At 55.3% G+C, this 13,564-nt stretch carries 12 protein-coding genes and 1 riboswitch; of the genes, 3 read left to right on the top strand and 9 right to left on the bottom strand.

The window, feature by feature from the left end:
* The first annotated feature begins 14 nt into the window (after positions 1 to 14).
* A complete protein-coding gene (gene hldE / locus KIF87_RS19535) occupies positions 15 to 1,445 on the top strand; it encodes a bifunctional D-glycero-beta-D-manno-heptose-7-phosphate kinase/D-glycero-beta-D-manno-heptose 1-phosphate adenylyltransferase HldE (protein WP_029740691.1) in 1,431 nt (476 codons plus the stop codon).
* A gap of 114 nt (positions 1,446 to 1,559) precedes the next feature.
* Here hldE and ubiK read toward each other — a convergent pair whose 3' ends face one another.
* Positions 1,560 to 1,856: a ubiquinone biosynthesis accessory factor UbiK gene (gene ubiK, locus KIF87_RS19530; RefSeq protein ID WP_014071796.1), complete on the bottom strand. Its 297-nt coding sequence runs from the start codon at positions 1,854 to 1,856 to the stop codon at positions 1,560 to 1,562.
* Positions 1,857 to 1,975: 119 nt separating this feature from the next.
* A riboswitch (FMN riboswitch) is annotated at positions 1,976 to 2,126 on the top strand.
* A 106-nt stretch (positions 2,127 to 2,232) separates the two neighbouring features.
* On the opposite strand from ubiK, the gene ribB reads away from it, so the two are divergent.
* Positions 2,233 to 2,886 carry a 3,4-dihydroxy-2-butanone-4-phosphate synthase gene (gene ribB / locus KIF87_RS19525; protein WP_023309208.1) on the top strand — a complete coding sequence of 218 codons (654 nt, stop codon included), beginning with the start codon at positions 2,233 to 2,235 and terminating at the stop codon, positions 2,884 to 2,886.
* Between the two features lie 45 nt (positions 2,887 to 2,931).
* On the opposite strand, the gene KIF87_RS19520 is transcribed toward ribB, so the two are convergent.
* The 5 genes from KIF87_RS19520 to zupT all read right to left on the bottom strand — a co-directional run bounded on the left by KIF87_RS19520 (position 2,932) and on the right by zupT (position 8,932).
* Complete coding sequence (locus tag KIF87_RS19520; RefSeq protein WP_213330250.1) at positions 2,932 to 3,993, bottom strand: fimbrial protein; 1,062 nt, start codon at positions 3,991 to 3,993, stop codon at positions 2,932 to 2,934.
* Complete coding sequence (locus tag KIF87_RS19515; protein WP_213330259.1) at positions 3,977 to 4,738, bottom strand: fimbrial biogenesis chaperone; 762 nt, start codon at positions 4,736 to 4,738, stop codon at positions 3,977 to 3,979. Before KIF87_RS19515 ends, KIF87_RS19520 begins: the two co-directional genes overlap by 17 nt.
* Before the next feature lie 9 nt (positions 4,739 to 4,747).
* Positions 4,748 to 7,186, bottom strand: coding sequence for a fimbria/pilus outer membrane usher protein (locus tag KIF87_RS19510; RefSeq protein WP_213330248.1), 2,439 nt, complete (start codon positions 7,184 to 7,186; stop codon positions 4,748 to 4,750).
* 77 nt (positions 7,187 to 7,263) lie between these two features.
* Entirely contained in the window at positions 7,264 to 7,824 is a 561-nt protein-coding gene (locus KIF87_RS19505; protein WP_213330246.1) for a fimbrial protein, read from the bottom strand.
* Positions 7,825 to 8,158: 334 nt separating this feature from the next.
* A complete protein-coding gene (gene zupT / locus KIF87_RS19500; protein ID WP_213330244.1) occupies positions 8,159 to 8,932 on the bottom strand; it encodes a zinc transporter ZupT in 774 nt (257 codons plus the stop codon).
* Between the two features lie 196 nt (positions 8,933 to 9,128).
* On the opposite strand from zupT, the gene ygiD reads away from it, so the two are divergent.
* A complete protein-coding gene (gene ygiD, locus KIF87_RS19495; RefSeq protein ID WP_121424686.1) occupies positions 9,129 to 9,917 on the top strand; it encodes a 4,5-DOPA-extradiol-dioxygenase in 789 nt (262 codons plus the stop codon).
* A 79-nt stretch (positions 9,918 to 9,996) separates the two neighbouring features.
* On the opposite strand, the gene KIF87_RS19490 is transcribed toward ygiD, so the two are convergent.
* The 3 genes from KIF87_RS19490 to tolC form a co-directional block, all read right to left on the bottom strand.
* Positions 9,997 to 11,157, bottom strand: a complete 1,161-nt coding sequence (locus tag KIF87_RS19490) for a glutathionylspermidine synthase family protein (protein ID WP_213330242.1) — start codon at positions 11,155 to 11,157, stop codon at positions 9,997 to 9,999.
* A 2-nt stretch (positions 11,158 to 11,159) separates the two neighbouring features.
* Positions 11,160 to 11,828 (bottom strand): DUF1190 family protein, encoded by a 669-nt coding sequence (locus KIF87_RS19485; protein WP_213330240.1) that lies wholly within the window; start codon positions 11,826 to 11,828, stop codon positions 11,160 to 11,162.
* Positions 11,829 to 12,018: 190 nt separating this feature from the next.
* Positions 12,019 to 13,497 (bottom strand): outer membrane channel protein TolC, encoded by a 1,479-nt coding sequence (tolC, locus tag KIF87_RS19480; RefSeq protein WP_193940482.1) that lies wholly within the window; start codon positions 13,495 to 13,497, stop codon positions 12,019 to 12,021.
* Between the last annotated feature and the right edge of the window lie 67 nt (positions 13,498 to 13,564).

Here is a 13,564-nt window from a genome sequence, read left to right as displayed (position 1 = left end):
TTCTGGAGTCAGGAATGAAAGTAACACTGCCAGAGTTTGAACGTGCTGGGGTAATGGTTGTTGGGGATGTGATGCTGGATCGCTACTGGTATGGGCCTACCAGCCGCATCTCTCCGGAAGCACCGGTACCGGTGGTTAAGGTCGACACCATTGAAGAGCGTCCCGGCGGCGCGGCAAACGTGGCGATGAACATTGCCTCTCTGGGCGCGCAGTCGCGTCTGGTTGGCCTGACCGGCATCGATGATGCGGCGCGCGCGCTGAGCAAGTCGCTGGCGGACGTGAACGTGAAGTGCGACTTCGTTTCTGTTCCGACCCACCCGACCATCACCAAGCTGCGCGTGCTGTCTCGCAACCAGCAGCTGATCCGCCTCGACTTTGAAGAAGGTTTCGAGGGCGTCGATCCCGAGCCGCTGCACGAGCGTATCAACCAGGCGCTGGGCAATATCGGCGCGCTGGTGCTGTCCGACTACGCCAAAGGCGCGCTGGCCAGTGTGAAGACGATGATTCAGCTGGCGCGTAAAGCCAACGTGCCGGTGCTGATCGACCCGAAAGGGACCGATTTTGAGCGCTATCGCGGCGCAACCCTGCTGACGCCAAACCTCTCCGAGTTTGAAGCGGTGGCGGGCAAGTGCAAAACCGAGGAAGAGCTGGTTGAGCGCGGCATGAAGATTATTGCTGACTTTGAGCTGTCCGCGCTGCTGGTCACCCGCTCCGAGCAGGGGATGACGCTGCTGCAGCCGGGCAAAGCGCCGCTGCATATGCCAACCCAGGCGCAGGAAGTGTACGACGTGACCGGTGCCGGTGATACGGTGATCGGCGTGCTGGCGGCAACGCTGGCAGCAGGAAACTCGCTGGAAGAGGCGTGCTACTTCGCCAACGCCGCGGCGGGCGTGGTCGTCGGTAAGCTCGGGACCTCAACCGTTTCGCCAATTGAGTTGGAAAACGCGGTGCGCGGTCGTGCCGATACCGGTTTTGGCGTCATGACCGAAGACGAGCTTAAAGTGGCCGTCGCCGCCGCGCGCAAGCGTGGTGAAAAAGTGGTGATGACCAACGGCGTGTTTGACATCCTGCACGCGGGCCACGTTTCGTATCTGGCGAACGCGCGCAAGCTGGGCGATCGCCTGATTGTGGCGGTCAACAGCGATGCGTCGACGAAGCGCCTGAAGGGGGAAACGCGTCCGGTGAACCCGCTCGAGCAGCGCATGATTGTGCTCGGCGCGCTGGAAGCGGTGGATTGGGTGGTGTCGTTTGAAGAAGACACGCCGCAGCGCCTGATTGCCGGCATTCTACCGGACCTGCTGGTAAAAGGCGGGGATTACAAACCGGAGCAAATCGCGGGTAGCGAAGAGGTCTGGGCCAACGGCGGCGAGGTGATGGTGCTCAACTTTGAGGACGGGTGCTCAACCACCAACATCATCAAGAAGATCCAGAAAGACAGTCAGTAAAAAACGGGCCAGTTGGCCCGTTTTTTATGTCGGGTGGCGGCTGCGCCTTACCCGACCTACGCGTTCATGTAGGCCCGGTAAGGCGTAGCCGCCACCGGGCACAACAGGCCGCACTTACTCCTGGTCGTCCACCGGTGGAATAGCCGGTGCCGGCTTCACTTCTTCCGGTGCATTACGGTTTTCCAGCTCGGTCAGACGCTGTTCCAGCAGCGCCAGCTTCTCGCGGGTGCGCAGCAGAACCTGGGTCTGAACGTCAAACTCTTCGCGGCTGACTAAATCAAGGCGAACCAACTGCGCCTGCAGCGTCTGGCGGATTTTCTTTTCTACGTCATCACCAAATTCACGAATGCCTTTTGGCATAGATTCATGAACCTGACGCGCGATCTGCTCAATTTTTTTCGGGTCAATCATTGTCGTTTCCCTTGATGGAAAGGTGTTAGTGTCCATTGTAGCGCGTCATGCCCGGGGTAAACAAAATTGTTTGATGCTTATGCATTGCCCAGGATAATCAATAGCGTTATAGTTATCTCGCTTATTCTCAGGGCGGGGCGAAATTCCCCACCGGCGGTAAATCAGCGTGACGCTGAAAGCCCGCGAGCGCTTTGGGTGAAAACTCAAAGGTCAGCAGATCCGGTGTAATTCCGGGGCCGACGGTTAGAGTCCGGATGGGAGAGAGTAACGATCCAGTCGGGCATGGGCCCGCTCACGTTATCTTTTTGCCGCTTATACGGCGCTCCTAAGACTGCCCTGATTCTGGTAACCATAATGTTAATGAGGTTTTTTTACCATGAATCAGACGCTACTTTCCTCTTTTGGCACTTCAACTCAACGTGTTGAACATGCACTGGATGCACTGCGCGAAGGCCGCGGTGTGATGGTGCTTGACGATGAAAACCGTGAAAACGAAGGCGACATGATTTTCGCCGCCGAAAACATGACCGTTGAACAGATGGCGCTGACCATCCGCCACGGCAGCGGCATCGTATGCCTGTGTATTAATGAAGACCGTCGCAAGCAGCTCGACCTGCCGATGATGGTCGAAAACAACACCAGCGCCTTCGGTACCGGTTTTACCGTGACCATTGAAGCGGCGCACGGCGTGACCACCGGTGTGTCTGCGGCTGACCGTCTGACCACCGTACGTGCCGCGATTGCAGACGGTGCGAAGCCATCCGATCTGCACCGTCCAGGCCACGTCTTCCCACTGCGTGCGCAGGCGGGCGGCGTGCTGACCCGCGGCGGCCACACCGAAGCGACCATCGACCTGGTGACGCTGGCAGGCTTCAAACCTGCAGGCGTGCTGTGCGAACTGACCAACGATGATGGCACCATGGCGCGCGCGCCGGAGTGCATCACCTTTGCGCGTCTGCACAACATGCCGGTGGTCACGATTGAAGATCTGGTTGAGTATCGCCAGGCGCACGAGCGCAAAGCTAGCTGAAATGGCTGATATGAAAAAAGCCGGGGAAACCCGGCTTTTTTGTTTTTAGTGATAGTTAATTTTGAACAGCACCACCGTTTCGAACGGGCCGGACTGGATCGCTTTTCCTTCGACCGGCGACAGCTCTGCGGTGTAATCCTGCTGATACTGCAGCGTGCTGCCCGTAAAATCCGCGTATTCGTTGTAGTGGTTAAAGGCATAGGGCTCGGTCCCGTTAAGGATCCTCAGCTTCAGGCCATTGCCTATCAGCAACGCGGTATCGTTGGCGGTCAGCGATTCACTCGTATAGAACGACGAATCCATTTTGAAGCCGTCTGAACACTGGGCATCCTGCACCTTCGTTGTCTTCACCGAAAAGGTCCGTTTACGCGTCTGTTGATTCACAATATCGCGCGCGCTAAAGGTGCCGAAATCAATCTCCTGGTTCTCAGGGAAAATGCTGAACGTCGCCCCGCAGTCCAGCACGGTGATGTTCTGCAGGCCGTTAATGTGATATTTGAGGTTTTTCGCGTCCGCCATCTGGTTCACGCCGCCTTTACCGTCAAACTGGACAACGATGTAATCGCCCAGCGAGCTGACGTAGCCGTGGGGCGGCATAGCTTTGATTTTTACGTAAAGGCGCAGACGAGCGATAAAGGTGCGTGAGGTGTGGATATCATCCGGATTACCGGAGCAGATGAGATTTTCCCAACCCATCTGACGGATTTGGGCCGGGGTATAAATCAGGATACCGTGGTTATCCAGACACTGCCGGGTGTCAACGCCGTTAGGCTGGCCGGTTGCATCGTAATCCATCCCTTCATAGGTCACGCCAAGTTCATAATAGGGGTCCGAAGCGGCAGGGTAAGGGTTGACCCAGGCGTAGATATCTTCTTTTTCAAAACCGCTGACAACGTTGTGGTCGCACGTTACCGGGATTTTGATGTCATCCGACTCCCAAATTTTTTCACCCACCTGTGCATTACTGGGAATGGCAAACGGCGAGATGGTTTTGGTTTCTTCAACGGGACCGCCGGAGCCACCCAGATAGCAGTCGAGCGCCAATGCCTCTTTTAAAGGCAGCACCGAAACCAGCAGAATAAACAGAATGTTAGTGAGCTTTCGCATCTTTATCGATCTTCCGTTCGGTGAGCGTGCATTTAGCCGTTCCGGCGCACTGCGCGTCGACTTTTTTCAACGCACCGTAATCGTCGATGTAACCGATGCTGTAGTAGTTGCCGTGGTAATCACCGGTAGAGGTTGTCTCCGTTGCGAAAGGCGCGATCATCAGGCTGTCAAAGCCCGGCAGCATGGTCTTCGCATTCTTACTGAGCCACGCGAGGGTGATGTAATACGGCGTGGGGTTATGCACGGTTAGCCCTTTGGCATTGGCTGAAATTTCCATGCGCATTTCCGCCAGTTCACCGGGCTTTTTGGTAATCGCTTTTGGACGCCAGAACAGCTTGATTCGGCTCTGCATCGCAACCTGCATGACGCTGCGTTCCTCGCTGGCGCTGCTGCTTTTCGGCGGCACTTCGCGCAGGTTGAAATAAAACAGAGATTCTCTGTCTTTCGGCAGTTGGCTGGTGGCCGCTTGCTTAACGATCCTAACCTGCGACGCGGAGCCCGCTTCAAGGCGTTGAATAGGGGGGAGCGCCATGAAATGCGTGTCTTCTTTGCGCCCCTTTTCATCTTCAATCCAGGAGAGCGCCAGATAAGGCAACGCCTTGCTCTGGTTTTCAACCTTCAGGCTGCTGGCTTTGTCGCTTTCCGGGAAGACAATGCGCGTGCGGTCGAGGTTTACGGCCGCGTGGGTGGTGAATGCTGTGCCGACCAGCATCAGGCACAGGCTTTTGAGTGAGGTTAATTTCATCATGGTTTCTTACTGACATGGCAGTATCAACTGCATACTGTTTTCAAGGTGTGAAGGTAACGTGAAGCGACACTGCTGATTGTCTCCCCACGTCACGCGAAACTGTTGTTCTGGCTCTACGGCACCGAGCCAGACGTGGCCGTCATCGGCGACCATGGCAATCTGCCGGTCGTTCTCAAGCAGGCGAACAACCGCACCCAGCGGTGGTGTGCCAGAGGTTGTACGTAAGATGCCTGCGATATCGTTGCCGGCACGCGTGACAATCTGACGATATCCAATGGCGCCTTCCGTCCAGGTTGAGGTGACGACGCGGGTGTCCACGTCCACGCCATCGGGCAGGTTGTTCATATTGACCTGCACGCTGGAGGGCGAATAGCTGGAGATGGACGGTAAAACGCCAATGCCAAACCGGTTGGTTTCATCCCGCGACATGTTCAGCGGAATGTTTCCTACGCCGTCGGTGCTGACCATCACGCGCGGTTCATTACCGTAGCTGCGGCGGTGCAGGGCGGCGCCTTTGGCCGTTGAGGTGAATGAGCCGTTCCAGCTCGCGCTCAGGGAATTGTATTCATTAGCCTTATAGCTCCCGGAGAGATTCAGATCGCCATAAGGGGAATAATGCTGATAGTTGCCGCTGACCTGTGCGCCTGCATCTGACTTCTCGCTCTCGGTGCCTGCGGAAACGCCCCAGGTATTATTGCGGTCTGATGTGTCATACCACGACACGTTCTGGCTCAGGCTGTCGCTGTTGCGCAGGTCATAATTCAGACGATGATCGGGGTCGAGCGGCACGCTCAACGACAGATAGAACTGCGTATCGTCTGCTTCATCTTCATAATGCGTTTTACTCCACGACAGGGTGACGCCCAGGTTTTTCCAGCGGCCCAGGTCAAAGTTGTAGCCTGCGGTCACGCTGCCCGTTGTGGACGGCGAGTCGTTCCACCAGGTCTGGCGCAGCATGTTCACATAGAGGTTGAGCGATAATGCCGAAATGTACTGGCTTGCGGTCACGCTGAGCGTCTGTTTTTCGGACTGACGATCGTTATTGTCATAATCGAGAAAACGGGCGTAGCTCAGGAACTGTGGGTCGGAGTAGCGATAGCTGGCGAGCGTTAGCTGGCTGCCAGTGGTATCGAAACGTTTACTGTAGTTAAAGCGGTAGCTGTAGCCCGTCTGGCTATTCTGATTGGGCAACTGGCTGGTCGCCTGCGTGACGTCAAAAGAGAGGGCACCCAGGTACTCCATGTTTTGTCCGATCCCGGCGGCGACGGACCGATAATGGTCGCCATCGGCGAGCGTACCGCCATAAAGTGAGGTTTGTGACAGCATCCCCCAGGAGAATTCCCCGCTCAGAAACGCGTTATCTTCAACGTCGTGCGAGGCGTCCTTGCGCGCTTTCCCGGTCGCCAGCTTGTAGCGAACCTGACCTTTGCGGGTTAAAAACGGCACCGATTCTGCAGAGACCTGGAAGGTGCTGACGCGCCCGTCTTCTTCCGTCACTTTGACGTCCAGCGTACCCTGGACAGACTGGTTAAGATCCTGAATCACAAAGGGACCGGGCGGGACTTTGCTCTGGTAAATCACACGATCGGCAAGGCTGACGGTAACCGTGGCGTTGGTCTGAGCGATGCCGGTAATTTGCGGCGCGTAACCGCGTAGCGACCACGGCAGCATGCGCTCATCGCTAATCAGGGATGCGCCGGTATAGGTGAAAGCATCAAAAATAGCGGACTGGAAATCCGTTTCGCCCAGCGTAAGTTTGGCGCCGAGCGAGGGGAGAGGACGGAACATATACACGCGTGAAAAGCGTCCATCATGTTCAGAGCTGGCATCGGTATGCGTTTGCGTGTACTGATAATCGCTGCGCAGCCGCCACGCGCCCATATTTGCACCCGCGGTACCGTAGGTGTTGGCGTTGTCCGTACCTGAGCCGTTATTAGGCTGATAATGACTGGCGAACAGGTTGTAATCCAGCAATACGCCAGGCACGCCGTTGTCCCAGGTGGATGGAGGCATCCAGTCTGCGGCACGGTACTGTAGCCATGCCTGCGGGATGGTTACCTTGAGCGTCTGGCTGGCCTGGTCAAAGGTAAACTTAATATCGGGTCTGGATGAAAAATCAATGCATCCCTCTTTTTCTGGCAGAGCGCTGCGAATGGAGTCCTGTAGAGCAAAGGTATCGGCCAGTTCAGGTGGAATACAGACCTGTACCTGATTATTCATTTCTCGCCAGCGAAGCTGCCAGCCGTTTGCCAGCGGAATATCATTAATGGAAACCGTAACAAAATAGTTACCTGGCGTTACGGCGATTTGATCTTTGAAGAGTGATAAGTCAACGCTACCACGCTGATCTTTATCAATGGCATTTATGTTAAATTCAGTCGCAGAGGTAATTTTCGTCATTAACAGGGACGTAATAATGATTATCCATTGTAATTTGTATGTCATCGTCCTGTTACTCAAGAAAAGATATAGAATGCCGGCTGCACTAAATGCCAGCCGGTTTATACCGTGACGCGAAGTTATTATTTATACGCCAGAACGTAGTTAGCGGTGGCTTCAACCTGACCCGCCGTAGCGGTTTTGCCTGCAAGCACTTCCATTAACGCTTTGAAGTGCAGCGTCTGAGTGGTGGAACCTGCCAGAAGATCAACTTCTTTAGGCGCACCCAGCGTAATGTTGGCTTCGGCGTTATCCAGAAGACGAACACCCACGTTCTGCGCACCGCTTGCGTAGGTGTTGGTCATCAGGCTGGTATCCGTCGCGTCTGTTGCTGAGCTGGTGAAGGTGACATCGACTTTGGTAATTGGCGTGTCCGTTTCGTCCGCCGGATCGTCTAGCTGGCAGTTTTCCAGGTTGATATCAACCGGCACAGCGGTAGACTTTTTGTTGGCGTTGATGACGGCAGTGGTCACTTCACCGAGGTCGACTTCTTTATCAACGCTGTCTGGAGCAATGCTGCAAGGCGCATCAATAACGACACCTTTGAATTTGATTTTGCCTGAACCCTGGTCGTCAGCAAAGGCAGAACCCGATACAATCGCAGCCATAGCAACGGCTAACAGAACTTTTTTACCCATATACATGAAAATATCCTTTTTCAAACGAATTCATACTCTGAATATTAATTTCAGAACGCACGTCAAGTATACGGGAGGGAGGTGGGGGGAAGCGATTACCGTAGCTTAAAGCTATTTTAAGATTTTATTAATATATAATACTTATTGATTGTAAGTATCAGCTTATTCTCATGATTTAAGAAGTGGTAGGGCGATATTCAAACTCAATTTTATAAATTTATTTCTTTGAAACAATATTATTCATTGTAAATAATTTGTTGGCAATAGGATGGATTATTATTTTACCTGTATCTTAATGTTTCGCAAGCCTGCCTCCGTATGGTACGGAGGCAGGTTAATGTTAACCAATACCCGCAGACTGCAATAATACCAGGCTTAGCCCCATTACCGACATTCCACACAGTACGCCATAGCTGGGGTTGTTATTCGGATCGATCTCTTTCGCCAGCGGCATGAGCTCATCGACGGAGAGCGCAACCATGATCCCGGCAACCGCAGCCATAATGGCAGCCATCACAACGGGGGAGACCAGACTTCCGAGGATCAACCACGCCAGCACGCCTCCAAGGATTTCAGCCATCCCGGAAATACCCGCCCAGAACACCGCGGTGCGTTTAGAGCCGGTGGCGGCATACACCGGTCCGGCGACGGCCAGTCCTTCAGGAATATTGTGTAAGGCGACCGCCAGCGCGATGCCAAAGCCCATCTCAAGATTGCTGCTGGCCGTCACGTAGGTCGCGACCCCCTCCGGGAAGTTATGCAGGCTAATGCCAAGCGTTAACAGCACGGCGGTACGCTTGATATTGCGCGGCATCGGCGCCACGTTTTTCTGCATTAAATCCTGCGGATGCGCGTGCGGTAGCATGCGATCGAGGGCAAAGTATCCCAGCAGGCCAAAGACAAACATGCCGTAACCCAGCAGCGGAGACATGCCTTCTGTGCCCAGCGCGGCAGGCAGCATCTCCATCAGCGAGATGAGCAGCATGATCCCGGCAGCAAAGCCCAGTGAGAAGGCCAGTACGCGGTTAGAGGGCTTTTGGCCGAGCACGCCGAGGATCGCACCGATAAAGGTCGCGGCGCCCGCCAGTATGGTCAGGATCAAGGGGACTGACATGCATTGCTCCTTATGATAATGATTCTCATTAATATAAATGATTCATTTCTGGCAAAGCGAGGGGGAAACCCCGGCTTTACACATTCCTTACATTCAAATTTCCTGATGATGATCTTCACGCTTATCTGCGTTCATCTTAGCCAGATTGCGCGTAATGTAGCACCATTAAATTGACACCTTCTGTAAGGATATCACCATGACTTCTTCCCGTATGCCAGCCCTGTTTTTAGGCCACGGTAGCCCAATGAACGTTCTGGAAGACAACGTCTATACCCGAGCCTGGCGTCATCTGGGCGAGACGCTGCCGCGTCCGAAAGCGATCGTGGTGGTGTCTGCACACTGGTTTACCCGTGGTACGGGCGTGACCGCCATGGAAGCGCCAAAAACCATTCATGATTTTGGCGGCTTCCCGCAGGCGCTGTACGACACGCATTACCCGGCCCCAGGCTCGCCTGAGCTGGCCCAAAAGCTGGTCGATTTGCTGGCACCTGTCCCTGTCACGCTGGATAAAGAAGCCTGGGGCTTTGACCATGGCTCATGGGGCGTGCTGATCAAAATGTATCCTGATGCGGATATCCCGATGGTGCAGTTGAGCATCGACAGCACCAAACCGGCCGCCTGGCATCTGGAGATGGGCCGCAAGCTGGCAACCCTGCGTGATGAAGGCATCATGCTGGTGGCAAGCGGTAACGTGGTGCATAACCTGCGCACGGCACGCTGGCACGGTGAGAATACGCCATACCCGTGGGCGACCTCGTTTAACGACTACGTCAAAGCGAACCTGACGTGGCAAGGTCCGGCTGAGGAGCATCCGTTAGTGAACTATCTGGATCACGAAGGCGGTTCGCTCTCTAACCCGACGCCGGAACACTTCCTCCCGCTGCTGTACGTTCTTGGCGCGTGGGATGGTCAGGAACCAATTACCATTCCGGTTGATGGTATTGAGATGGGCAGTTTGAGTATGTTGTCGGTTCAGGTAGGGTGAAAACATGCCCGGTGGCGCTACGCTTACCGGGCCTACAAAACCGTAGGCCGGGTCAGGCGAATCCGCCACCCGGCAGATCTTACTCCACAAAGATGTGCGGATAGAACCGTGACAGATCCTGCGTGATCAGCGCACGATCTTCGCGAATGCCAATCCCGGCCGGCCGATCGTTGATGAGCCAGCTGCCAATCAGCGTATAGCTGTCGCCAAACTTCGGCAGCTGATAGAACTCCTGGACGATCATCCCCTCTTCGCCGTACGGCCCTTCAACCGCTTCCAGCGTCTTACCTTTTTCGATAATCGACACGTTTGCGCCTTCGCGGGAGAAGATCGGCTTCACGACGTACTTATCCAGCTGCGGATGGTCATCTTCCGCAAAGTACGCCGCCAGCAGGTTCGGATGGTTCGGGAACATCTCCCAGAGCATCGGCAGCAGGGCTTTGTTAGAGATAATGCTCTTCCATGCCGGTTCCAGCCAGCGCACGCCAGCATCTTCCAGCTTGGTGGAGAACATCTCGCGCAGCATATATTCCCACGGGTAGAGCTTGAACAGGTTGCTTATCACCTGGTCCTGCATATCCGTAAACTGACCTTTTTCACCCAGGCCGATATCCTCGATATAGAGGAACTCGGTCGCCACTTCCGCTTCGGCGGCGCAGTCCTGCAGATACTGAACCGTGCCACGGTCTTCTTCCGTGTCGCGGCAGCAGGCGAGATGCAGCAGGTTGAAGCCATGCTGTTCGCGCAGCTCGGCAAAACGCTCAATCAGCTTTTCCTGCAGGCTGTTAAACTGGTCGCTGCCTTCCGGCAGGTTTCCGGCATTGGCCTGGTCTTCCAGCCAGATCCACTGGAAAAACGCCGCTTCGTACAGAGAGGTTGGCGTATCAGCGTTGTTTTCCAGAAGCTTCGGTTCACCTTTGCCGTCCCACGCCAGATCCAGGCGAGAGTAAAGCGAAGGTTGATTCGTTTTCCACGACTGGCGCACAAAGCCCCAGGTGTGCTTCGGAATGCGGAACTTTGCCATCAGCTCGTCGCTGTCGATGACCTTTTCCACAACCTTCAGGCACATCTGGTGCAGCTCGGCGGTCACCTCTTCCAGTTTTTCCACCTGGGCCAGCGTAAGCTTGTAATAGGCGTCTTCACACCAGTACGGCTCGCCGTACATGGTGTGGAAGTTAAAACCATACTCGGTGGCTTTTTCACGCCAGTCCGGGCGCTCGGTGATACTGACTCGTTCCATGATCAGCCGCCCATTGAGCGAGTAGAGGAGGTGCCGGTCGCACTGCGCTGCATGCTGGTCTGCTTCGCCACTGATTCACCAAACCCGCCGCGGGTGATGGTGCTGGTCGTCGCTGGCTTCGGCGCCATCGCCGTTTTCGGAACGTTCACGGTGCGGCCTGGGGTCGCTGCGCCGTAGCCTTTGCCGCTGGCATCGGTATATTGACCGTAAGCCGGGCTGGCCGGGTTTTTCGAGCTAAACAGCGGCTGCTGCTGGTAGCCCGCACCGCCGCCCATCAGACGACCCATCATGTAGCCTGCCATCAGCGGCATCCAGAAGCTGCCGCTGGACTGAGCCTGCGCCTGATTTTCAGGTGCGGTGCCTGCCTGAGCCGGTGCCTGCTGGCACTGACCTTCACCAAACTCCGCCACGCAGTCTTCGCGTGAGGCATATTTCGGTGCGGTACGTTCCGCTTCTTTCAGCGCGCTCGTATAAGCGGTTTTACATTCGGCGGTTTTGCCGGTTGCGGCGGAGCAGTCGTCTGCGTTTTGATACAGCGAAACCGTTTCGTCATTTTTCTCACAGCCTGCCAGCATAAAGACAGCCGTGACCGCCAGCGCAACAGGGGTGAGGTGACGCGCGTTCCAGCTCTTGCGGAACGAAGCGTGATTTATAGATTTTGTCCGTTTCATCTTTGTCTTCCTGGACCCAGTGGTAATAACGCTCAGGATAGAGGATGAGTGGTTGAAAATGAAGCGAAGAGGGGCGGAATCAGGGGGATCTTTACGTTGGCTTACGTTCGGATGTGATTCAGATGCTCCCTCTCCCTGTGGGAGAGGGCCGGGGTGAGGGCATCAGGCCGCGGTGGGCCTGATGACACTCTTAGTTACGGAACGGATTATTGCCTTTGCTGGCAGGCGCAGTGGTGCGCGCGGCGGCAGGCTGTGCAGCAGGGGTGTTGCTGTTACCGTTGAAGTTATCTACGGCGGCAACCTGGTCAGGATTCTCAGGTGCAACGCTCTCCGGAGAAGTGGAGACCGGTTTGCCCAGCGCGCTGTTCAGCATCTGCAGGTCTTGCTCGTTCAGCGTACCCAGAGCCTGTTTGATGTTCAGCTGGTTGATCAGGTACTGGTAACGCGCGCTTGAGAGCTGCTGTTTCGCGTTGTACAGCGTGGTGGTCGCGTCGAGCACGTCAACGATAGTACGTGTACCGACCGAGTAGCCCGCTTCCATCGCATCCAGGGAACTCTGTGCAGACACAACGGCCTGTTTATAGGCGTTGATGCTGCTGATCGAGGCGTTCACGTTGTTGAAGGAGGAACGTACGGTCTGCACCACGTTGCGGTGGGCGCTTTCCAGCTGCTCGCTCGCGCCAACAAAGTTGTACTGCGCCTGTTTCACCTGGGAGTTAACCTGGCCGCCCTGGTACAGCGGCAGGGAGAAGCTCAGGCCCACTTTGTTCTGACCCAAGTTGCTGTCGTCATACTGGGACGTATTGGTTTTAGAACCACTGTAAGTGGTATCAGAAACACCGGTAGAGGCGCTCAGGCTCAGGGTTGGCAGATGGCCGTCCTGTGCCTGACGAATTTGCTCGCGGGCCAGGTCCTGGCTCAGACGCGCCTGCAGCAAGCTCAGGTTGCGGTTTTCCGCCTCTTTCAGCAGGGCGTTAACGGCCTGCGGTTTATCCGTTTTAAAGCTGTCCACGTTCAGAGACGCCAGCTCTGGATAGTAATTCCCGGTGACCTGACGCAGGGATTCCAGCGCGTTATCGAGGTTGTTACGCGCGGTCACTTCGTTGGCCAGCACGGTGTCGTACTGTGAACGGGCGTTCTGCACGTCGGTGATCGCGACCAGGCCCACGTTGAAGCGCTGGGTGGTCTGATCTAACTGGCGGTAAATCGCCTGTTTCTGCGCTTCGGTGTAGGAGAGTGCATCAATCGCGCTCAGCACGTTGAAGTACGCCGTGGCGGTGTTCAGGATCAGCGTCTGCTGGTCGGTCTGATAGGTCACATCCTGGATACCCGCGCTCTTTTCCTGCAGGGTCAGGGCGCGCCATTTGGACATATCAAACAGCGTCTGTGTCAATTGCAGTGAGGCGCTGGTAGCATTGGAGTTAACGCCGTTAGCATCGCGGAAACCGTTGCTGTAGGTATAATCTGCACCTAAACCTAACTGTGGCAGCAAGGGGCTACGCGCTTCGTTAATCTTTTCAAACGCAGCATCACGATCGGCCGCTGATTTACGTAAATCAGGGTTGCCCAGACGTGCCTGCTGGTAGACCTGTAACAGGTTTTCCGCCTGGCTCATTGCACTGAAGCCCGTCAGGCTCAGGCCGATAAGGATGGGGAGCAATTTCTTCATTTGCATTCCTTGTTGTGAAGCAGTATTAGCGCTGATCTAATTAAAAAATAATTGCCGATTCTAACAG

Origin of the sequence: Enterobacter sp. 120016 (assembly GCF_018383635.1) — a bacterium.
Classification (GTDB): Bacteria; Pseudomonadota; Gammaproteobacteria; order Enterobacterales; family Enterobacteriaceae; genus Enterobacter; species Enterobacter asburiae_D.
This window is presented reverse-complemented; position numbering and strand designations above follow the sequence as displayed.

Excerpts from the sequence above, each read along its gene's own strand:
- KIF87_RS19510 (WP_213330248.1), bottom strand. The coding sequence starts at position 7,186 with ATGACATACAAATTACAATGGATAATCATTATTACGTCCCTGTTAATG.
- KIF87_RS19520 (WP_213330250.1), bottom strand. The coding sequence starts at position 3,993 with ATGCGAAAGCTCACTAACATTCTGTTTATTCTGCTGGTTTCGGTGCTG.
- KIF87_RS19505 (WP_213330246.1), bottom strand. The coding sequence starts at position 7,824 with ATGTATATGGGTAAAAAAGTTCTGTTAGCCGTTGCTATGGCTGCGATT.
- KIF87_RS19515 (WP_213330259.1), bottom strand. The coding sequence starts at position 4,738 with ATGAAATTAACCTCACTCAAAAGCCTGTGCCTGATGCTGGTCGGCACA.
- ubiK (WP_014071796.1), bottom strand. The coding sequence starts at position 1,856 with ATGATTGACCCGAAAAAAATTGAGCAGATCGCGCGTCAGGTTCATGAA.
- hldE (WP_029740691.1), top strand. The coding sequence starts at position 15 with ATGAAAGTAACACTGCCAGAGTTTGAACGTGCTGGGGTAATGGTTGTT.
- ygiD (WP_121424686.1), top strand. The coding sequence starts at position 9,129 with ATGACTTCTTCCCGTATGCCAGCCCTGTTTTTAGGCCACGGTAGCCCA.
- zupT (WP_213330244.1), bottom strand. The coding sequence starts at position 8,932 with ATGTCAGTCCCCTTGATCCTGACCATACTGGCGGGCGCCGCGACCTTT.
- ribB (WP_023309208.1), top strand. The coding sequence starts at position 2,233 with ATGAATCAGACGCTACTTTCCTCTTTTGGCACTTCAACTCAACGTGTT.
- tolC (WP_193940482.1), bottom strand. The coding sequence starts at position 13,497 with ATGAAGAAATTGCTCCCCATCCTTATCGGCCTGAGCCTGACGGGCTTC.
- KIF87_RS19485 (WP_213330240.1), bottom strand. The coding sequence starts at position 11,828 with ATGAAACGGACAAAATCTATAAATCACGCTTCGTTCCGCAAGAGCTGG.
- KIF87_RS19490 (WP_213330242.1), bottom strand. The coding sequence starts at position 11,157 with ATGGAACGAGTCAGTATCACCGAGCGCCCGGACTGGCGTGAAAAAGCC.